Origin of the sequence: Pseudomonas oryzihabitans (genome assembly GCF_024652905.1) — a bacterium.
Lineage (GTDB): Bacteria > Pseudomonadota > Gammaproteobacteria > Pseudomonadales > Pseudomonadaceae > Chryseomonas > Chryseomonas benzopyrenica.
On the sequence record NZ_CP102428.1, the window covers coordinates 2,936,358 to 2,955,651 of the forward strand.

The window sequence follows — 19,294 nt, forward strand, 5'->3', positions numbered from 1 at the left end:
AAGCGACGCATTAAAAATGCATCGGAGGAGCGGGTAAACACGCAGCCGATCGTTTAGCCTGACGAGAGGGCAAGCGGTCGACATCACTCCGTGGGCCCGCAGGGCGAGCTCCCTGGCCTAGACGCGGGGAAGAGAGCCGGTGCAACTATGCCCGCCCCTCTCTCCCGTCAACGTCATGGGTTCAGGGACCGCTTGTCACCGAGCAGCGGCACCTGCTCAGGGCCTGTGACGGGCGGCTCAACGGCGCGGGCGCCGACCTTGTCCGAGGTCCGCAGGCTCTGCGGCAGGGCCCAGAACAGCAGGCCGGCGGCCAGCAGGCTGGTGCAGCCGATAAGGTAGAGCGCCGGGGTGGTGCTGCCGGTCAGGTCCTTGAGGTAGCCCACCATCACCGGACTGACGATGCCGCCGAACTGCCCCAGGGTGTTGATCAGCGCGATCCCCCCCGCGGCACCCGCGCCGGCCCCGGCCAGCAGTTTCGGCGGCAGGGCCCAGAAGGCCGGGATAGCGGCGATGATGCCGGCGCCCATCAGGGCCAGGGACAGGATCAGAAAGGTGGTGTGGTCGGCAAAGAGTCCGGCGCTGAAGAACCCCAGGGCGCCGGCGATCACCAGGCCACAGACGAACTTGCGCCGCTCGCCGCTGGCGTCCGACAGCCGTCCTACCACCACCATGGTGATGGCGCCGAAGACGTAGGGCACGGCGGTGAGCAGGCCGATGACGGTCGGGCTTTCGGTACCGGCGCTGCGGATCAGCTGCGGCGCCCAGAAGTTGAGGCCATAGGAGGCGACCTGGATCAGGAAGTAGATCAGCCCGAGCAGCAGGAAGCCCGGCAGCCGGATCGCCGCCAGTAGCGACCCATGGCCGTTGTTTTCATGGCGGGCGATGCGGCTGGCCAGGAAGGTCTTCTCGTCGGCGTTGAGCCAGGGCGCATCACTGATGCGGTCGTGCAGCAGGCGCAGCACCAGCACCCCCAGCAGCACACAGGGGATGCCACCGACCAGGAACAGCCAGTGCCAGCCGCGCATGCCGAGCAGACCGTCCATCTGCCCGAGGATCACCCCCGAGACCGGGGCGCCGATCAGCCCGGCGAAGGCCGAGGCCAGAAACAGCGTCGAGGTGATGCGGCCGCGATAGCTCTGCGGAAACCACAGCGTCAGATAGTAGAGGATGCCCGGCGCGAAGCCGGCTTCCATGGCGCCGATGAGGAAGCGCAGCACATAGAACTGCCATTCGGCGGTGACGAACATCATCAGCGCAGTGGCGATGCCCCAGGAGATCATGATGCGGGCGATCCAGCGCCGGGCGCCGACCTTGTACAGCATCATGTTGCTGGGTACCTCGAACAACACATAGCCCACCACGAAGAGTCCCGCGCCCAGGCCATAGGCGGTGTTGCTCAGCGACAGGTCGGCCTGCAGCTGGAACTTGGCGAAGCTGATGTTGATGCGATCGAAGAAGGCGAACAGGTAGCAGACCATGATCAGCGGCATGAGCCGCCAGGCGACCTTGCGGACGATGGCCTGTTCGGTGGCCGCTAGGGCGGCGGAGGTTGCGGATGAGGACATAGCGGTCTCCCGGGAGCGGCCAGGCTGGCGCTCCTTTGTTGTTGTAGTCAGGGCGAACGAATGAAAACGGGTGCGGCTCAGCCAGTGGCCGCGGGCGGCGGATGCAGATCGCTGTTGCGACCGGCCTTGGCCAGCTGACCGGGAGTGTCGTGGCCGAGCAGCGCCGGCAGGGTGCGCGACAACGCGATCAGCCGCTCTAGGTCGATCCCAGTCTCCACCCCGGTTTCCACGCAGAGATTCACCAGGTCCTCGGTGCAGATGTTGCCGGACGCACCGGGCGCGAAGGGGCAGCCGCCGAGTCCGCCGAGGGCGGCGTCGAAGCGGCGCGCGCCGGCCTCATAGGCCGCCAGCACGTTGCACAGGCCGAGGCCGCGGGTGTTGTGGAAGTGCAGGGTCAGGGCGGACGCCGGGATCAGTTCCAGCACCTGGCGGACGATCCGCGCGACCTGTCGCGGATTGGCCATGCCGGTGGTGTCGGCGAGGGTGATGCCGGTCATGCCCAGCGCCAGGTAGCGCTGCACCAGTTCGAACACCCAGCCTTCGTCGATGCGCCCTTCGAACGGGCAACCAAAGGTGGTAGCCACCGTGCCGTTGAGCGAGACCGCCTGCCCCTGGGCCAGCTGCACCACCTCGGCGAAGCTGGCGAGAGATTGCTCGCAACTCATGCGCATGTTGGCCTGGTTGTGGGTCTGGCTGGCGGAGAGCACCAGATTCAATTCATCGGCATCCGCTGCCAGGGCGCGTTGGGCACCCTTGAGATTGGGCACCAGGGCGACATAGGTGACCCCGGGCCGGCGGACAATGCCTTGGAACACCGACTCGCCATCGCGCAGCATGGGCACCGCCTTGGGCGAGACGAAGGAACCGGCTTCGATCCGCGAGAAACCCAGCGCCGAGAGCTTGTCGATCAGGGCGATCTTGTCGGCGGTTTCCACCCAGCTCGGCTCGATCTGCAAGCCATCGCGGGGCGCGACTTCCTGCACGATCAGGCGTTCGGTACTCATTGCACCACCCCGCCCTTCCTGAGTCGCTGGATGTCCGCTTCGCTCAGCCCCAGTTCGGCCAGCAGACCATCGGTGTGCTGACCTAGGGTCGGACCCTGCCAGTTGACCTGGCCCGGCGTGGCCGACAGCTTGGGCACGATGCCCGGCATCTTCAGGGTGGCGCCGTCGGGCAGGGTAGTGTCCAGCAGCATCTCCCGCGCCTGGTAATGGGGATCGGCGACGATGTCGGCGGCCGAATAGATGCGGCCGGCCGGGACCTCGGCGCCTTTGAGAATCTCCAGTACCTCGTCGATGCCGCGACTGCCGGTCCAGGCGGAGATGGCCTCGTCGATCAGTTCGCAGTGGCGGGCGCGCCCGTCGTTCTGCGCAAGGTCGGGGCGCTCGGCCAGATCCGATCGGCCGATGGCCTGCATCAGCCGGACATAGATCGGATCGCTGTTGCCAGCGATCACCACAAAACCGCCATCGCCGGTGGGATAGGTGTTGGACGGCGCGATGCCCGGCAACGCACCGCCGGTGCGCTCGCGGACATGGCCGAGCATGGAGTACTCGGGCACCAGGCTTTCCATGACGTTGAACACGCTTTCGACCAGGGAGACATCGACCACCTGGCCGTCGCCCTGGCCGGTCTTGACCCGCAGCACCGACATCAGCGCGCCGATCACCGCGTGCATGGAGGCCAGGGAATCGCCCAGGCTGACCCCGACCCGCGCCGGCGGCACGCCCGGGGTACCGGTGGTGTAGCGGATACCGCCCATGGCCTCGCCGATGGCGCCGAAGCCGGGTCGATCACGATAGGGGCCGGTCTGGCCGTAGCCGGAGATGCGCACCAGGGTGAGCTTGGGATTGAGGGCGTGCAGGACGTCCCAGCCGAGGCCGAGCTTTTCCAGGGCGCCCGGGCGCAAATTCTCGATGAGCACGTCGGCGCCCTCGACCAGCTGCTTGACCAGGGCCACGCCTTCGGCGGATCGTAGATTCAGGGCGAGGGACTTCTTGTTGCGCGACTGCAGGTACCACCAGAGCGAGGTACCTTCGTGCAGCTTGCGCCACTTGCGCAGGGGATCGCCCTTGTCTAGGGCTTCGATCTTGATCACCTCGGCGCCGAATTCCGCCAGCAGGCGCGCGGCGAAGGGAGCGGCGATGAGCGTGCCGATCTCGATTACACGCAGTCCGGTAAGAGCTGTCATGGCAGGCGAGCCTCATTGTTATTGGAATGAGGCCGATGCTAGGACAATAGTGCAGTCGGTGGTTAACGTCTTTCGGCAAGGGGCCTTCGCGAAACGCGAAGGCCTGGATCAGACCGCCAGCAGGTGGTCGTAGAGCAGCCGGCTGACCGGCGACAGCGACTCGACGTCGCGCACCACCAGCGCCAGGCTACGCTGGGACCAGCCGTCATCCAGCGCCGCGGCGATCAGTCCGAGCGGTCGCCCGATGAGCTCGAAGGCCTGCAGCGGCAGCACGCTCAGGCCGAAGCCCGCCTGCACCATGCGGCACACGGCATCGAAGCCGGGTACATGGATGCGCAGGCGTAGGGCCTTGCCGTGACTGCGCGCGGCCGCCTTGGTGCGCAGGTTGATGAAGCTATCAGCGTGCAGGCCGACGTGGTCGTCGTCCAGGGTCTCGGCAAAGGCCAGCCGCGCGCGTCCGGCCAGGCGATGATCCGGGCGCATCACCACCACCAGGGTGTCCTGTCGGTAGGGCACGGCCAGCAGGCCACGCGTATCGGTGTCCGAGGAGCAGATGCCCAGGTCGGCTGCGCCTTCCAGCACGCCCTTCACCACCCCGGCGCTGGGTCGTTCGTCCAGGCTGACCTTGACCTGGGGATGGCCGACGGTGAAGGCCTGCAGGTCTTCGGGGAGGAATTCGATGATGGCGGAGATATTGGCCATCATTCGCACGTAGCCACGTACGCCCTGCAGGTGTTCGCCGACATCGATGCTGATGCGCTCGACGTCGGCGAGGATGCGCTTGGCGTAATGCAGCAGCGTCTCGCCGACCGGGGTGAGGGTCATACCCTTGGCGTTGCGCTCGAAGAGTTCGCTGTCGAGCGAGCGCTCCAGGTCATGCAGGCGCTTGCTGGCGGCGGACAGGGCGATCATCTCGCGCTCGGCGGCGCGGGTCAGGGTGCCCTCCTCGTGCACCGCCAGCAGCAACTGCAGCGAGACCAGGTCAAGGCGGCGGAGCAGGTTGCGGTAGTGCATCGTGTTGGGGTCCTGGCGGCCAGAGGTCCTTGTACAGGACCGGGTCCGCTCGGGATAGCCGCTCGCTTCAGGTCAAAGCCCCAGCTCGCTCAACCCCGGATGATCGTCCGGCCGCCGCCCCTGGGGCCAGTGAAACAGCCGTTCGGCCTCGCTGATCGGCAGGTCGTTGATGCTCGCGTGACGTTCGGCCATCAGGCCCTGGTCGTCGAAGTGCCAGTTCTCGTTGCCATAGGCGCGGTACCACTGGCCGTCTTCATCCCGCCATTCGTAGGCGAAGCGCACGGCGATGCGCGCGCCGTCATGGGCCCACAGCTCCTTGATCAGCCGGTACTCGTGCTCGCGCTGCCACTTGCGGGTGAGAAAGGCCTCGATGGCGGCGCGGCCCTGGAGGAAATCCGAGCGATTACGCCAGCGGCTGTCGGCGGTATAGGCCAGGGCCACCTTGGCCGGATCGCGGCTGTTCCAGCCGTCTTCGGCGGCGCGGACCTTTTGCTGGGCGGACTCCAGGGTAAAGGGAGGAACGGGGGGACGGGCAGCGCTCATGGGGACTCTCCTTGGCAGATGAGGCCCCAGTGTCAGGCCGCAGCGGGAGTGTCACAAGGTCGAACGGCCCACGAATCTGGCCAAGTCGCTCAGACTTCTACCAGGCGATAGTGCAATCCCCGCACCACCGCCTCGACCCGGTTGCGCGCGCCCAGTTTGCGGGCGGCGGAGTTGAGGTGCAGGTTGACCGTGGCGGTGGAGCGGTTGAGGGTCGCGGCGATGCGCTTGGCGGTCAGCCCCTTGGCGGAATACTGCAGGCATTCACGCTCGCGCGGTGTCAGGCGGATCTGGCCGCAGCGCCGCTCGGCGGGCGCGAGCAATTCGTCGGCGCGGGCCTGGAAGGCATGGGCGAGGACCAGAAAGGCGCCTAGACAGGCTTCGCCGGCGGCCTCGGCGTCCGGGGCATCGGCGTCGAGGATGCCGGTCAGGGTGGCGAAGGCCCCGCCGGGCAGGTGCAGCGGTACCGTCACCCCGGTGGCGAGGCCGCTGTCCCGCACATAGCAGGTGACCGGCCGATGACTGTCACCCAGGTACTCGCGCAGGGCGCTACGGGTTTCGCTGCGAAACGACCAGACGAAGGGTGCCGCGCGCCGGCTGGCGCACTGCTGCACCGGATCGATCTGGTAATAGCCGCGCTCGCACCAGAAGGCCTGCATGTCCGCCGGGGCGTTGCGCACCTTGAACACCGAGGGCGTGATGAGCACCCCCTCGTGGCTCAGCGGCACCGGGGCGTAGTCGTAGATCAGCGCCTTGCAGCCGAGGCGATCAGCGCTGGCCTGCACCGCATCCAGACAGGCGTCGAGCGTGGGCAATCCGACGAGGCGGCGGCTGATGGTGAGCAGATCGGCATGCATCTTGGAGCTCCTCCCCTGGATCACGATGGGGAACGCGAAGCAAAGGTTCTGCCAGTCACGCCAGCGCTGCTGCAAACCTAGCACTTTTATGGATGGGGCCAGCGTCCACCCTGGCCTAGAGTCGAGTCTACCCCGCCCCTTCGAGGAAGCCCCCCATGACTCAGCACGCTCCGTCCGGCGACAGCGCCGACCTCGCCCGCTTCGGCTACACCCAGGAACTCAAGCGCCAGCTCGGGCTGAAGGACCTGCTGATCTACGGTCTGGTGTTCATGGTGCCCATCGCCCCCTTCTCCATCTTTGGCGGGGTGTTCGATGCCAGTCATGGCATGGTGCCCCTCACCTACCTCATCGGCTTCGTCGCCATGCTGTTCACCGCGGTCAGCTACCAGCAGATGTCGCGCGCCTTTCCGGTGGCCGGCTCGGTCTATGCCTACGTCGGTCGCGGCCTGCATCCGGCGCTGGGCTTTCTCGCCGGCTGGGCCATCCTGCTCGACTACCTGCTGGTACCCACCCTGCTCTATGTGATCGGCGCCAACGCCATGGCAAACGTCATCCCAGCCATTCCCCAGCCGCTGTGGATCGTTTTCTTCGTCGGCCTCAACACCCTGGTCAACCTGCGTGGCATCGAGACCACCGCCCGCGCCAACCGGCTGTTCCTCTATGGCCAGCTGGCGGTGCTGCTGGTGTTCGTGGTGCTGGCGTCCCTGGCCATCAGCCGCGGGGTCAACGGCGCAGAATGGACCTTGAAGCCGCTGTACAACTCCCAGGAATTCTCCCTGCCGCTGATCTTCAGCGCCCTGTCGGTGGCGGTGCTGTCCTTTCTCGGCTTCGACGCCATCTCCACCCTCTCCGAAGAAACCCGCGGCGGCAGCCGCGTGGTGGGTCGCGCCACCCTACTGGCCCTGACCCTGGTGGCCGCGCTGTTCATGGTGCAGACCTGGCTGGCCGCCCTGCTGCAACCCAACCTGATCCAGTACCCCGACGCCGATGCCTCGAACAACGCCTTCTACGAGATCGGCCGACTGATCGCCGGCCCCTGGCTGCAGGTGGTGATCGCCCTGGCGGTGGCCATCGGTGCCGCCATCGCCAATGCCCTGGTGGCCCAGGCCGCCACCTCCCGGCTGCTGTTCGCCATGGCCCGCGACCGCCAGCTGCCGCAGTTCCTGCGCCAGATCCATCCCAAGACCCGGGTGCCGCAGCGCGCCATCCTGCTGGTGGCGGCTCTGAGTCTGGTGCTGGGACTGTTCTTTGTCGGCCAGATCAACCTGCTCGCCTCCATGTGCAACTTCGGTGCGCTGACCGCCTTCCTGCTCCTGCATGTAGCAGTGGCCTGGCATCACCGCGGCGCCGGTCGCCCGCTGCTGTACGCCCTGGTCCCGCTGGTCGGCTTCATCATCCTCGCCTATGTGCTGTTCAACGCCGACATCTACGCCAAGGTCGGCGGCAGCTGCTGGATGGTGCTGGGTCTGGCCGTGCTGGCCTTTCTCAAACTCAGCGGTCGGACCACGGAATTCAAGGCCAATGACGCCGTCCACTAGGCATTGCCCGCCCGCGGAGGCTTCCGATGATCAAGACCCTGCACAGCCAGCACTGCCATTGCGGCTGGGATCACAGCCTCGCCCCGGCGCTGGCGGTCGCGCCGGGCGAGACGGTGAGCTTTGCCTGCCGTGACGCGGCGGACGGCCACTTCCACGCCCACTCCAGTGCCGCCGACGTCGCCACCCTGCCCTTCGAGCGGGTCAACCCGGTCTGCGGCCCGCTGTGGATCGAGGGTGCCGAGCCCGGTGATGTACTCAAGGTGACGCTGGACAGCTTCACCCCCAGCGGCTTTGGCTGGACCGCCAACATACCCGGCTTCGGCCTGCTCGCCGACCAGTTTCCGGACCCGGTGCTGCAGCTCTGGCATTACGACCGCAGCGGGCAGACACCGGCCGCCTTCGGCGAGCTGGCGCGGGTCCCGCTCAAACCCTTCGCCGGCACCCTGGGGGTGGCTCCTGCTGCGCCAGGTCTGCACTCGGTAGTGCCACCGCGGCGGGTGGGCGGCAACCTGGATATCCGCGACCTGGCCGCCGGCACCAGCCTTTACCTGCCGGTGGAGGTAGCCGGGGCGCTGTTTTCCATCGGCGATACCCATGCTGCCCAGGGCGATGGTGAGGTCTGCGGCACCGCCATCGAGACCGCCATGGCGGTCACCGCGACCTTCGAGCTGATCAAGCAGCAACCGCTGGCCATGCCGCGCTTCAGCACCCCGGGGCCGGTCACCCGCCACCTCGACGGCGCGGGTTACGAGGTCTTCACCGGCGTCGGGCCGGACCTGCTGGCTGCGGCGCGCATGGCCGTCAGCGGCGCCATCGACTGGCTCGGGCAGACCCGCAACCTGCCGGCGGAACAGGCCTATCTGCTCTGTTCGGTCTGTGGCGACCTGCGCATCAGCGAGATCGTCGACGTGCCCAACTGGGTGGTTGGCTTCTATTTCCCGCGGATCGTGTTCGAATAGTCTGGCGCCCGCCGCGGCAACGTCCCCCACAGCGAGGCGATGACGATCAGCAGGCCGCCCAGCCAGCCCCAGAGGCCCAGGCGTTCGTCCAGCCAGAAGCTGGCGAACAGCGCGCCGAACAGCGGCTCGGCGCCCATCAGCAGGGCGACGCGGGTGGCGCTGGTGCGGCCCAGGGCATAGTTCTGGGCGAGAAAGGCGCCCAGGGTGCAGAACAGCACCAGGTAGCCGGTGGCGAGCCAGAAGCCTGGCTGTATGGGCAGCGGCGCCAGACCCGGGCCCAGGACGAACAGCAGCAGACAGGCCAGGCCCACCACGCCGGTCTGCACCGCGGTCAGCGCCAGGGCCGGCACCGGGGCACTGGCCTGCTGCAGGCGCCGGCGCACCACGCAGACGTTGACCGCGCGCAATACGGCCGCCAGCAGGATCAGGCCGTCCCCCAGGTTGAAGCTCAGGGTCACCCCACGGGTCAGCAGCCCGGCGCCCGCCACCGCCAGCGTCGCGGCGCCCAGGGCACGGGCCTCGGGGCGCTGGCCGAGCAGCCACCATTCGGCGAAGGGGGTCAGGGCCACGCAGAGGCTGATGAGAAAGGCGGCGTTGCTGGCGCTGGTCAGGGCCACGCCATAGGTCTCGGCGAGAAAGATCGCCAATAGCAACAGACCGGTCGGTATTCCTGGTCGCCAGGCCCGTCGGCCCTCGCCCCTCAGAGTGGGCAGCAACAGCGCCGCGGTGAGGCAGAAACGCAGCGCCAGGTAGCCCAGCACCGGATAGAGCACCACGGCGTCCTTGACCACGGCGTAGCTGGTCCCCCAGACCAGGGCGGTGGCGAGCAGCAGGCCTTCGGCGAGGCCGAAGGTGGGGCGTTGCGACATGACGGTTTCTCCTTGGACAGGCCGCCAGTGTGCCCGCCCTAGGTAGGCACCATAAGCCCGTTCGCGTGCATAGCTCTTGTTCCGCTGGGGAAGCAATGACAGTCTTCCCGGCCCCATTGCTTCCCATGGATTCCGGCATGGACCTTCTGCGCGCCCTTCCCCTGTTGCCCTGCATGGTCGCCTTCGCCAAGGTGGTGGAGACCGGCAGCTTCACCGCCGCCGCCCGGCTGCTGGACGCCACGCCTTCGGCGGTGAGTCGCCAGGTGGCGCGGCTGGAGCGGGAGCTGGGCGTGCGCCTGTTGCAGCGCACCACCCGCCAGCTGCGCCTGAGCGAGGCCGGCCGCGAGGTGCTTGGCCACTGCCGCCAACTGCTAACCGCCGCCGGCGCGGCACTGGACAGTGGCCTGCAGCACCGCGAAGAACCTCGCGGCCAGGTGCGGCTGGCGGTGCCCAAGGCGGTCGGCTACCGGCTGATAGCGCCGCTGCTGCCGGACTTCTTCCAGCGCTATCCCGAAGTGGATCTGCAACTGCGCCTGGACGACCGCCCGCTGGACCCCATCGCCGACGACCAGGATCTGCTGGTGCGCATCACCGAGCAGCCGCCTGCCGGCTTCGTCGCCCGACCGCTGCGGGAGATGGACTTCGTGCTCTGCGCCAGCCCGGCCTATCTAAAAGGGCGCGGCACGCCGCAGCAGCCCCAGGCACTGGCCGAACACGATTGCCTGTACCTGGGCGAAACTCCGGGCGACCAGCGCTGGCAACTGCGCCGCGGCGACCGGGTGGAAAGCGTGACGGTGCGCGGCCGCCTGGCCTGCAATCACAGCGGCGTGCGCCTGGAAGCCACCCTCGCCGACCTCGGCATCGCCTGCCTGCCGGCCTTTGCCGCCGAAGCCGGTCTGGCCGACGGCAGCCTGCTGCGGGTACTGCCCGACTGGCAATACCTCGGTCCCTACCAGGGCACCGCCTGGCTGCTCTATCCACCGGATCGCCAGCTGCCGGCAGCGGTCAGGGTGCTGGTGGATTTTCTGCTGGAGCGACTCCGGCCTGCGGCAGCTTCAGGCTAATACGGCCACCGACTTGAGCTGCGCCCAGACCCGACTGCCCGGCTGCAGCGTCAGGCGCTCCAGCGAATAACGGGTGATCCGCGCCAGCAGCGCCGTACCGCCCAGGTCCAGGCGCAAGAGCACCTGGGCGGGCGAGCGGGTCGGGGCGATCTCGGCGACGGTAGCGGGCAGCACATTGAGGATGCTGCTGTGCTGGCGTTCCAGGCTCAGGCTGACATCTCGCGCCAGTACCTTGATGCGTAGCGCCTGCCCGGACGGCAGCGGCGCATGGGCGAGCAATACGCGCTGCTCGCCCGGCAGGCCCAGACTGAGCAGGCCGTAGTCCGGGTCATGGCCGAGCACCCGCCCTTCCAGCACCACTCCGGCGTCTTCGGCCAGGGCGATGGACAGGTCGAGGCGCGCCAATACCTCGGTGGTCGGCCCACTGGCCAGCACCCGGCCCCGCTCCAGCAGCACCAGGTGATCGGCCAGCCGCGCCACCTCGTCGGGGGCGTGGCTGACATAGAGGATCGGCAGCGCCAGCTCTCGGGTCAGGCGTTCCAGGTAGGGCAGGATCTCGGCCTTGCGCTCGGCGTCCAGCGCCGCCAGGGGCTCGTCCATGAGCAGGAGGCGCGGACTGGTCAGCAACGCTCGGGCGATGCCGACCCGCTGGCGTTCGCCGCCAGACAGGCGCGCCGGCATGCGCGAAAGCAGTCCTTCGATGCCTAGCAGCTCGACGATCTGTTCCAGCGCCAGCCGCCGGTCGCCCGGTGCCACCCGCCTCCAGCCGAACAGTAGATTGCGACGCACGTCCAGGTGCTCGAACAGATTGGCGTCCTGGAAGACGTAGCCCAGGGCGCGCCGGTGCGGCGGCAGGAACAGCCCGCGTTCGCTGTCTTGCCAGGTCTCGCCGGCCACCACCAGGCTACCGCGGGCCGCGGTTTCGAGGCCGGCCACGCACCTCAGGCAGCTGGTCTTGCCCGAGCCCGAGGGGCCGAACAGCGCGGTGACGCCGCTGCCGGGCAACGCCAGGTCCACGTCCAGCGTGAACCCCGGGTGCGCGAGTTGGAATCTCGCCGCGAGACTCATGTCCAGGCCGACCGCCCGCGGCGACCATAGAGCAGCAGCAGGATCACGAAGGAGAAGACCAGCATGCCGCCGGCGAGGAGGTGCGCCTGGGGATATTCCATGGCTTCCACGTGATTGAAGATCTGGGTGGAGACGACCTGGGTCCGTCCCGGGATGTTGCCGCCGATCATCAGCACCACGCCGAATTCGCCCACGGTATGGGCGAAGCCGAGGATGGCGGCGGTGACGAAGCCCGGTCGCGCCAGCGGCAGCACCACATGGAAGAAGGTATCCAGGGGGCCGGCCCTGAGGGTAGCCGCCGCTTCCAGGGGACGTGGACCGATGGCCTCGAAGGCGTTCTGCAGCGGCTGCACCACGAAGGGCAGCGAATAGAACAGCGAACCCACCACCAGCCCGGCGAAGGTGAAGGGCAACCGACCCAGGCCCAGCGCTTCGGTCAACTGCCCCACCCAGCCTTCCGGCCCCATGGCCAGCAGCAGGTAGAAGCCGATCACCGTGGGCGGTAAGACCAGCGGCAGGGCCACCAGGGCGCCGACGGGCCCCTTGAGCCGGGAGCGGGTGCGTGCCAGCCACCAGGCGAGGGGCGTCCCCAGCACCAGCAGCAGCAGCGTGGTCACGCTGGCCAGTTCCAGGGTCAGGCGGATCGCCGCCCAGTCCGCCGCGCTCAGGGTCATGGGATCACTGCCGGTAGCCGTAGGCCTTGAGCACCGCGGCCGCCTGGGGTCCCTTGAGATAGGCCAGTAGCGCCTTGGCCGCCGGCTGCTCTTGGCCCTTGTCCAGCAATACGGCGTCTTGGCGGATCGGCTCATAGAGCGCGGCCGGCACGATCCAGGCCGAGCCTTCCTTGATCTTGCCGTCCTGGTAGATCTGCGACAGGGCGACGAAGCCCAGCTCGGCATTGCCGGTGGCGACGAACTGGTAGGTCTGGGTGATGTTCTGGCCTTCGACCCGCTTGGCCGCCACCGCCTCGGTCAGGCCCAGCTTGGCCAGCACCTGAGTGGCGGCCAGGCCATAGGGCGCGGTCTTGGGATTGGCCACGGCCAGGTGGGTGAAGGCGTTCTGCTTGAGTACCGCGCCCTCGCCGTCCACATAGCCAGACTTGGGCGACCAGAGCGCCAGGGTGCCGATGGCATAGGTGAAGCGCGAGCCCTTGACCGCCGCGCCTTCGCTTTCCAGCTTGGCCGGAGTGGTGTCATCGGCAGAGAGAAAGACCGCGAAGGGCGCGCCGTTCCTGATCTGGGTATAGAGCTGGCCGGTGGCGCCGCTGGAAATCACCAGCTGATGACCGGTGTCCCGGGTGAACTGCTCGCCGATGGCCTTGAGCGGCGCGCTGAAATTGGCGGCCACGGCCACCTGGACCTCGTCGGCCAGGGCGGGGGTGGCCAGGGCCGCGGAGAGCAGCAGCGACAGGCGGGAACGGCTAGACAGCATCGGGTTTTCTCCATCAGGGGTTGGGCGTGAGGCTGACGGCACTGAAAACAACGTTCAGGCCTCCCGCAGCAACGAGACAAAAGAAAACGCCGCTGGGTTTCCCCAGCGGCGTTTCGGCGGACGCTTACGCCAGCTTCTTGTACTTGACCCGCTTGGGCTGGGCCGCGGCCTCACCCAGGCGCTTCTTGCGATCGGCTTCGTACTCGGTGTAGTTGCCTTCGAAGAACACCACGTTGGAATCATCCTCGTAGGAGAGGATATGGGTGGCGATACGGTCAAGGAACCAGCGATCGTGGGAGATCACGATGGCCGCGCCAGGGAAGTCCAGCAGCGCATCTTCCAGAGCGCGCAGGGTTTCCACGTCCAGGTCGTTGGAGGGTTCGTCCAGCAGCAGCACGTTGCCGCCCTGCTTGAGGGTCAGCGCCAGGTGCAAACGCCCGCGCTCACCGCCGGAGAGGTCCTTGACGAACTTCTGCTGGTCGGCGCCCTTGAAGTTGAAGCGCCCCACGTAACTGCGCGAGGGCACCTCGTAGTTGCCGATCTTGATCACGTCGGAGCCGTCGGAAACCTGCTCCCAGACGGTCTTGGTGTCGGACAGGTTCTCGCGGCTCTGGTCGACGCTGGCCAGTTGCACGGTGTCGCCGATCTCGATGCTGCCCGCGTCCGGCTGTTCCTTGCCCATGATCATGCGGAACAGGGTCGACTTGCCGGCGCCGTTGCCACCGATGACGCCGACGATGGCGCCCTTGGGCACCACGAAGCTCAGGTCGTCGATCAGCAAGCGGTCGCCATAGCCCTTGCTGACGTTCTTGAACTCGATGACCTTGTCGCCCAGCCGCTGACCGGCGGGGATGTAGATCTCGTTGGTCTCGCTGCGCTTCTGGAATTCCTGGGACTGCATTTCCTCGAAGCGCTGCAGACGGGCCTTGGACTTGGACTGGCGGGCCTTGGCGCCGGAGCGTACCCATTCCAGTTCGGCCTTCATGGCCTTGGCGTGGGCGGCTTCCTGCTTGGCTTCCTGGGTCAGGCGCGCGGCCTTGGATTCCAGCCAGCCGGAGTAGTTGCCCTCGAAGGGGATGCCCTGGCCGCGGTCCAGTTCCAGGATCCAGCCGGCGACGTTGTCGAGGAAGTAGCGGTCGTGGGTGATGGCCACCACGGTGCCGGGGAAGTCGTGGAGGAAATGCTCCAGCCAGGCCACCGAGTCGGCGTCCAGGTGGTTGGTGGGTTCGTCCAGCAGCAGCATGTCGGGGGCCGACAGCAGCAGGCGGCACAGCGCCACGCGGCGCTTCTCGCCACCGGAGAGCACACCGACCTTGGCGTCCCAGGCCGGCAGGCGCAGGGCGTCGGCGGCGACTTCCAGCTGGCGCTCCAGGTTGTGGCCGTCGGCGGCCTGGAGGATGGCTTCCAGCTTGGCCTGCTCGGCGGCCAGGGCGTCGAAGTCGGCATCCGGCTCGGCGTAGGCGGCATAGACCTCGTCCAGGCGGGCCTGGGCCTGCTTGATCTGACCGACCGCTTCCTCGACCACCTCACGAACCGTCTGCTCGGGATCAAGTTTCGGTTCCTGCGGCAGATAACCCACATTGATACCGGGCATCGGCCGCGCTTCACCTTCGATCTCGGTATCGACGCCGGCCATGATGCGCAGCAGCGTCGACTTGCCCGCGCCGTTCAGACCGAGCACGCCGATCTTGGCGCCGGGAAAGAACGACAGGGAGATGTTCTTGAGGATTTCACGCTTGGGCGGCACGACCTTGCCGACCCGGTGCATGGTGTAGACGTATTGAGCCATGGGAGAACCTTGGGACCGGAATGAAAAACAGGGGACACAGTATGGCGTCAGCAGCGAACGCTGTCGAAACCCCGCGCGACGAAAGCGCCGACGCTGATCACGCGGAAAAAACCGGCGGAGACACCGTCCGGTCCCTTATCATAGGCCATCCCTGCCCCGCGGAACCGGGCGCAGCCGAACGGCCATCGCCTCTGCAGGAACGCAGTCCGTCGTGAATAGCCCGTCCTCCTCGCTGCCGGAAGAGCCGCTCGCCCCCTCCTCGCGACGCCTGACCCGCGGTCTGCTGATCCTTTCGCTGCTGGCCATGCTGGCCCTGATGTTCTGGCAGGCCTTCGCCAGCGTGGCCGAGCGCGAGGCCCTGCGTCGCGAACAGCTGGAAGGCCTGACCCGGCAACTGGCCAACACCGTCGAATTCGGGCTGGCGCTCAAGGCCCAGGCCGTGCGCAGCACCCTGCGCTGGTCGCTGGATCCGACCCTGCCGCTGGCGCCCAATCTGCTGCTCAGTCTCAAGGACTTCTTTCCCGGCCTGCAACAGGTGCGCTGGCTGCCGGCCAATGCCAACCTGCGCGCCGCGCGCCTGGGTGATACGCCAGACGCCGCCTTCATCCAGCAACTGATCGCCCGCAGCGGTCAGGCCGACTTCCGCTACGGCTACAATGCCGAGGCCAGCGCCGCGCCTCTCTATGTGCTGCTGGCCGGCGATCCTCAACTGCAGGACGGCTGGTGGGTGCTGACCAGCGCGCCCCTGCTCGAATCCCTGTGGCGGCCGAGCCGGGTGCCATCGGGCCTCGACTGGCGCCTGGAGGATCGCACCCAGGGCACCCTGCTGTTCCACGTCGGCGCGACCCCGGCGGCGAGCGGCATCGACGAGGTCCGCCAGGAGCTGGCCTACAGCAACTGGCAGGTGGTGGGTACCCACCCCGACGAAGACGTGGGCGCCACGTTGCTGGGCGCCTCCTTCGGCCGCCTGGCGCTGTTCAGCCTGTCCGGCCTGGTGGCCGCCATCCTGCTCTACCTGCTGCTGCGCGAAGAACAGGGCCTACGTGCCCTCACCCTCGCCTCGCGGCGTGGCTTGCGCCTGGCGGGCACCGCCCTGAACGGCATCGAGGAAGCCGTCTGCATGACCCAGGCCGATGGCCGCCTGGTCCATGTCAACGCCACGGCCGGCCGTCTGCTGGGCATCGCCCCCGACGACGCCCAGCAGTATTTCCTCGCCAGTCTGTTGCCCCCGTTGGTTGCCCTGACGCCCGCCGAGCGGGACAGTGGTGCCCTGATCAGCCTGACGGTGGAGGGGCAGCCACGCCGTTTCACGGTCAGTTGCCATGCCCTGGCGGACAGCCAGCCCAGCGCCCGGGTCCTGCGTGACCGTACCCAGACCCAGGACGGTTTCGTCTGGGTGCTGCGCGACGTCACCGACCAGCAGCGCAACCTGGACACCATCCAGACCACCCGCCAGCGCTATGAGAACATCTTCAACGGGGTGCACACCGGCATCTGCGTGGTCGATCTGAGCGCCATCTGGCCCCGCATGCGCGACCTGGGGCTGGAGCGCCCCGAGCAACTGGCGGAGTTGTTCGCCCGCCAGCCCGATGTGCTGGATACCCTGGGTCGCCAGGTACGCATCACCGAGATCAACCAGCGCGCCCTGGAAATGCTCGGCATCGAGCACCTCGACCAGGCCTGGGCGCGGCTGGTAGGTGACTCCCGCGTCCAGCTCGGCGGCAAGCGCTACCGCCTGCTGGCCGGCCTGCTCTCCGGTCAGCAGGTACTGGAACTCGAGACCTGCATCGGCACCGCCGAGGGCGAACGGCACCTCTGGCTGACCATGCACCTGCCAGCCGACCCCCGGCACCTCGACGCCACTCTGCTCAGCCTCAACGACATCACCCAGCGCAAGCTGGGCGAATTGCGCCTGCTCGAGCGCGACAGTTTCTGGTCGAATCTGATCAGCGCCATCCCCGACACCCTCTACACCTATGACGTGGCCAGCGGCGAACTGACCTACGAGAGTCGTTCACTGGCACTCAAGCTCGGCTATCCGCCGGAGGCCTTCGCCAGCCTCGGTCGCGCGCGCCTGCACCCGGATGACCTCGAACTGCACGAGCGGGTGGTGAGCATGCGGCCGACGCTCTCCGACCAGCCCAGCAGCAGTCTCTTGCGCTGGCAGCACCGCAACGGCGGTTGGCGCTGGTTCGACGTGCGCGAGCAGCGCCTTGCCCGTGCGGCGGACGGCACCGCGGCGAGCGTGGTCGGGCTGGCCCTGGATGTCACCGACATGGTGCGGGCCAGCGAGCGCCTGCGCGAAAGCGAGAATCGCTACCGGCAGCTGGCGGAAAGCATCAGCGACGTCATCTTCACCACCGACGCCCAGCTGGTGCTCAACTACATCAGTCCCTCGGTGGAGGAATTGCTCGGCTATCCCGTCGGTGAGCTGCAACAGCGCACCCTGGCCGAACTGGTGGTGCACTCGCGCCAGTGGCAGGAGGTCCGGCGCACCCTGCAACGGCTGCTGCGCAGCCTCGACAATCCACGCGCCCTGGCCGAGTTGCGCCGCGAGCACTTCGCGCCCCTGGTGCTGGACTGCCTGCACGCCCAGGGGCATACCCTGCAGATCGAGCTGCGCCTCAAGCCGCTGTGGGACGACCATGAGCGCTTCGCCGGCCTGCTCGGCATCTGCCGCGACATCTCCGCCCAGCGCCGCACGGACAAGGACATGCGCATGGCGGCCACGGTGTTCGACCACTCGGCCGGCGCCATCCTGGTCACCGATCCGGCGGGCTACATCGTGCGGGTCAACCGCACCTTCACCCGCATCACCGGCTTCAGCCCCGAAGAGGTGTTCGACCAGCAACCGATGATGCTCTGCGCCGACAAGCAGGAAGCCAACCAGCTGCAGCACGTGATGCAGCAGCTGCGCACCGAGGAGAGCTGGGAAGGCGAACTCTGGCAGCGCCGGCACGACAACGAGCCCTACCCCTCCTGGGTCGGCATCACTGCCATCCGCGACGACGACGGCGACCTGATGAGCTATGTCTGCTTCTTCGTCGACATCAGCGAGCGCAAGGCCAGCGAAAGACGCATCCACCGCCTGGCCTACTATGACGCCCTGACCCTGCTGCCCAACCGCACCCTGTTCCAGGATCGCCTGCACAACGCCCTGCAGCAGAGCCGCCACAACGGCAGCTGGGTGGTGCTGATGTTCCTCGACCTCGACCGCTTCAAGCCGATCAACGACAGCCTCGGCCACGCCGCCGGCGACCGTCTGCTCAAGGAGGTGGCCATGCGCCTGACTGCCTGCGTCGGCACCGAAGACAGCGTGGCGCGCATGGGGGGCGACGAATTCACCCTGCTGCTTTCCGGCCTGGAAACCCGCGAGGCCGCCCTGGCCCAGGCGATCCGCGTCGGCGAGCTGATCCTTACCCAGCTGGCCGAAGCCTTCATCCTCGAAGGCCGCGAATTCTTCGTCTCCGCCAGCATCGGGATCGCCCTGTCGCCCCAGGACGGTAGCGAGCTCAGCCAGCTGATGAAGAACGCCGACACGGCCATGTACCATGCCAAGGAGATGGGCAAGAACAACTTCCAGTTCTACCAGGCCGAGATGAACGCCCGCGCCCTGGAACGCCTGGAACTGGAAGCCGATCTGCGCCATGCCCTCCTGCAGGGGGAGTTCCGCCTGCACTACCAGCCGCAGTATCGCTGCGACACCCGCCGCCTGACCGGGGTCGAGGCCCTGCTGCGCTGGGAGCACCCGGTGCGCGGCCACGTCTCGCCGGCGGAGTTCATCCCGGTGCTGGAGGAGATCGGCCTGGTGGTCCAGGTGGGCGACTGGGTGATCCGCGAGGCCTGCCGGCAGATGCGCGAATGGCACGCCGCCAAGGTGCGCATCCCCAAGGTCTCGGTGAACCTCTCCGCCCGCCAGTTCAGCGATGGCCAGCTCGGCCAGCGCATCGCCGCCATCCTCGCCGAGACCGGTCTGGCACCGGCCTGCCTGGAAGTGGAACTGACCGAGAGCATCCTGATGCGCGACGTCGGCGAAGCCCTGCAACTGCTGGGCGAACTCAAGGGCCTGGGGCTGTGCATCGCGGTGGACGACTTCGGTACCGGCTACTCGTCGCTCAACTACCTCAAGCAGTTCCCCATCGACATCCTCAAGATCGACCGCAGCTTCGTCGACGGCCTGCCCCACGGCGAGCAGGATGCCCAGATCGCCCGGGCCATCATCGCCATGGCCCACAGCCTCAACCTCTCGGTGATCGCCGAAGGGGTGGAAGAGCAGGAGCAGCTGGACTTCCTCTGCACCCATGGCTGCGACGAGGTGCAGGGTTTCCTCTTCGATCGCCCCTTGCCGCCGGACCTGCTGCGCCAGCGCCTGGAACGTCAGGGTCTGTTTCCCGTGCTGACATGAGACC

The 19,294-nt window shown here is 67.6% G+C and carries 15 protein-coding genes; 4 read left to right on the plus strand and 11 right to left on the minus strand.

Annotated elements, in window-relative coordinates:
* Window positions 1-173 precede the first annotated feature (173 nt).
* The 6 genes from NRG74_RS13590 to NRG74_RS13615 form a co-directional block, all read right to left on the minus strand.
* Complete coding sequence (locus tag NRG74_RS13590) at window positions 174-1,565, minus strand: MFS transporter (RefSeq protein WP_184292107.1); 1,392 nt, start codon at window positions 1,563-1,565, stop codon at window positions 174-176.
* 77 nt (window positions 1,566-1,642) lie between these two features.
* Entirely contained in the window at window positions 1,643-2,569 is a 927-nt protein-coding gene (locus NRG74_RS13595) for a hydroxymethylglutaryl-CoA lyase (protein ID WP_184292105.1), read from the minus strand.
* On the minus strand, window positions 2,566-3,756 hold the full coding sequence (locus NRG74_RS13600; RefSeq protein ID WP_257704468.1) for a CaiB/BaiF CoA transferase family protein: 1,191 nt from the start codon (window positions 3,754-3,756) through the stop codon (window positions 2,566-2,568). The genes NRG74_RS13595 and NRG74_RS13600 overlap by 4 nt, the downstream gene beginning before the upstream one ends.
* 108 nt (window positions 3,757-3,864) lie before the next feature.
* Window positions 3,865-4,770, minus strand: coding sequence for a LysR family transcriptional regulator (locus NRG74_RS13605; RefSeq protein ID WP_184292101.1), 906 nt, complete (start codon window positions 4,768-4,770; stop codon window positions 3,865-3,867).
* A 72-nt stretch (window positions 4,771-4,842) separates the two neighbouring features.
* Window positions 4,843-5,313: a DUF1348 family protein gene (locus NRG74_RS13610; protein WP_160924054.1), complete on the minus strand. Its 471-nt coding sequence runs from the start codon at window positions 5,311-5,313 to the stop codon at window positions 4,843-4,845.
* 89 nt (window positions 5,314-5,402) lie between these two features.
* Window positions 5,403-6,167, minus strand: a complete 765-nt coding sequence (locus NRG74_RS13615) for a LuxR family transcriptional regulator (protein ID WP_068382936.1) — start codon at window positions 6,165-6,167, stop codon at window positions 5,403-5,405.
* Window positions 6,168-6,322: 155 nt separating this feature from the next.
* Here NRG74_RS13615 and NRG74_RS13620 point away from each other — a divergent pair, with 155 nt between their 5' ends.
* Together NRG74_RS13620 and NRG74_RS13625 are read left to right on the plus strand one after the other, a co-directional pair.
* Entirely contained in the window at window positions 6,323-7,705 is a 1,383-nt protein-coding gene (locus NRG74_RS13620) for an APC family permease (protein ID WP_257704472.1), read from the plus strand.
* 26 nt (window positions 7,706-7,731) lie between these two features.
* Entirely contained in the window at window positions 7,732-8,664 is a 933-nt protein-coding gene (locus tag NRG74_RS13625) for an acetamidase/formamidase family protein (protein ID WP_257704474.1), read from the plus strand.
* On the opposite strand, the gene NRG74_RS13630 is transcribed toward NRG74_RS13625, so the two are convergent.
* A complete protein-coding gene (locus tag NRG74_RS13630; RefSeq protein ID WP_257704476.1) occupies window positions 8,637-9,533 on the minus strand; it encodes a DMT family transporter in 897 nt (298 codons plus the stop codon). The genes NRG74_RS13625 and NRG74_RS13630 overlap by 28 nt on opposite strands.
* Window positions 9,534-9,670: 137 nt before the next feature.
* Between NRG74_RS13630 and NRG74_RS13635 the strand changes: the two genes are divergently transcribed.
* A complete protein-coding gene (locus tag NRG74_RS13635) occupies window positions 9,671-10,597 on the plus strand; it encodes a LysR family transcriptional regulator (protein WP_160924061.1) in 927 nt (308 codons plus the stop codon).
* On the opposite strand, the gene modC is transcribed toward NRG74_RS13635, so the two are convergent.
* From modC to ettA, 4 genes are all read right to left on the minus strand, one after another.
* A complete protein-coding gene (modC, locus tag NRG74_RS13640; RefSeq protein WP_160924063.1) occupies window positions 10,589-11,665 on the minus strand; it encodes a molybdenum ABC transporter ATP-binding protein in 1,077 nt (358 codons plus the stop codon). The two genes, NRG74_RS13635 and modC, sit on opposite strands and share 9 nt — an antisense overlap.
* A complete protein-coding gene (gene modB / locus NRG74_RS13645; RefSeq protein ID WP_160924064.1) occupies window positions 11,662-12,339 on the minus strand; it encodes a molybdate ABC transporter permease subunit in 678 nt (225 codons plus the stop codon). The genes modC and modB overlap by 4 nt, the downstream gene beginning before the upstream one ends.
* A 4-nt stretch (window positions 12,340-12,343) precedes the next feature.
* Window positions 12,344-13,096 carry a molybdate ABC transporter substrate-binding protein gene (gene modA, locus NRG74_RS13650; protein WP_257704481.1) on the minus strand — a complete coding sequence of 251 codons (753 nt, stop codon included), beginning with the start codon at window positions 13,094-13,096 and terminating at the stop codon, window positions 12,344-12,346.
* Between the two features lie 124 nt (window positions 13,097-13,220).
* Window positions 13,221-14,885 carry an energy-dependent translational throttle protein EttA gene (gene ettA, locus NRG74_RS13655; RefSeq protein ID WP_017639072.1) on the minus strand — a complete coding sequence of 555 codons (1,665 nt, stop codon included), beginning with the start codon at window positions 14,883-14,885 and terminating at the stop codon, window positions 13,221-13,223.
* 211 nt (window positions 14,886-15,096) lie between these two features.
* On the opposite strand from ettA, the gene NRG74_RS13660 reads away from it, so the two are divergent.
* Window positions 15,097-19,290 (plus strand): EAL domain-containing protein, encoded by a 4,194-nt coding sequence (locus NRG74_RS13660; RefSeq protein WP_307773949.1) that lies wholly within the window; start codon window positions 15,097-15,099, stop codon window positions 19,288-19,290.
* Window positions 19,291-19,294: the final 4 nt, after the last annotated feature.

Coding starts and splice junctions, on each gene's coding strand:
- NRG74_RS13590 (WP_184292107.1), bottom strand. CDS start 1,565: ATGTCCTCATCCGCAACCTCCGCCGCCCTAGCGGCCACCGAACAGGCC.
- NRG74_RS13595 (WP_184292105.1), bottom strand. CDS start 2,569: ATGAGTACCGAACGCCTGATCGTGCAGGAAGTCGCGCCCCGCGATGGC.
- NRG74_RS13600 (WP_257704468.1), bottom strand. CDS start 3,756: ATGACAGCTCTTACCGGACTGCGTGTAATCGAGATCGGCACGCTCATC.
- NRG74_RS13605 (WP_184292101.1), bottom strand. CDS start 4,770: ATGCACTACCGCAACCTGCTCCGCCGCCTTGACCTGGTCTCGCTGCAG.
- NRG74_RS13610 (WP_160924054.1), bottom strand. CDS start 5,313: ATGAGCGCTGCCCGTCCCCCCGTTCCTCCCTTTACCCTGGAGTCCGCC.
- NRG74_RS13615 (WP_068382936.1), bottom strand. CDS start 6,167: ATGCATGCCGATCTGCTCACCATCAGCCGCCGCCTCGTCGGATTGCCC.
- NRG74_RS13620 (WP_257704472.1), top strand. CDS start 6,323: ATGACTCAGCACGCTCCGTCCGGCGACAGCGCCGACCTCGCCCGCTTC.
- NRG74_RS13625 (WP_257704474.1), top strand. CDS start 7,732: ATGATCAAGACCCTGCACAGCCAGCACTGCCATTGCGGCTGGGATCAC.
- NRG74_RS13630 (WP_257704476.1), bottom strand. CDS start 9,533: ATGTCGCAACGCCCCACCTTCGGCCTCGCCGAAGGCCTGCTGCTCGCC.
- NRG74_RS13635 (WP_160924061.1), top strand. CDS start 9,671: ATGGACCTTCTGCGCGCCCTTCCCCTGTTGCCCTGCATGGTCGCCTTC.
- modC (WP_160924063.1), bottom strand. CDS start 11,665: ATGAGTCTCGCGGCGAGATTCCAACTCGCGCACCCGGGGTTCACGCTG.
- modB (WP_160924064.1), bottom strand. CDS start 12,339: ATGACCCTGAGCGCGGCGGACTGGGCGGCGATCCGCCTGACCCTGGAA.
- modA (WP_257704481.1), bottom strand. CDS start 13,096: ATGCTGTCTAGCCGTTCCCGCCTGTCGCTGCTGCTCTCCGCGGCCCTG.
- ettA (WP_017639072.1), bottom strand. CDS start 14,885: ATGGCTCAATACGTCTACACCATGCACCGGGTCGGCAAGGTCGTGCCG.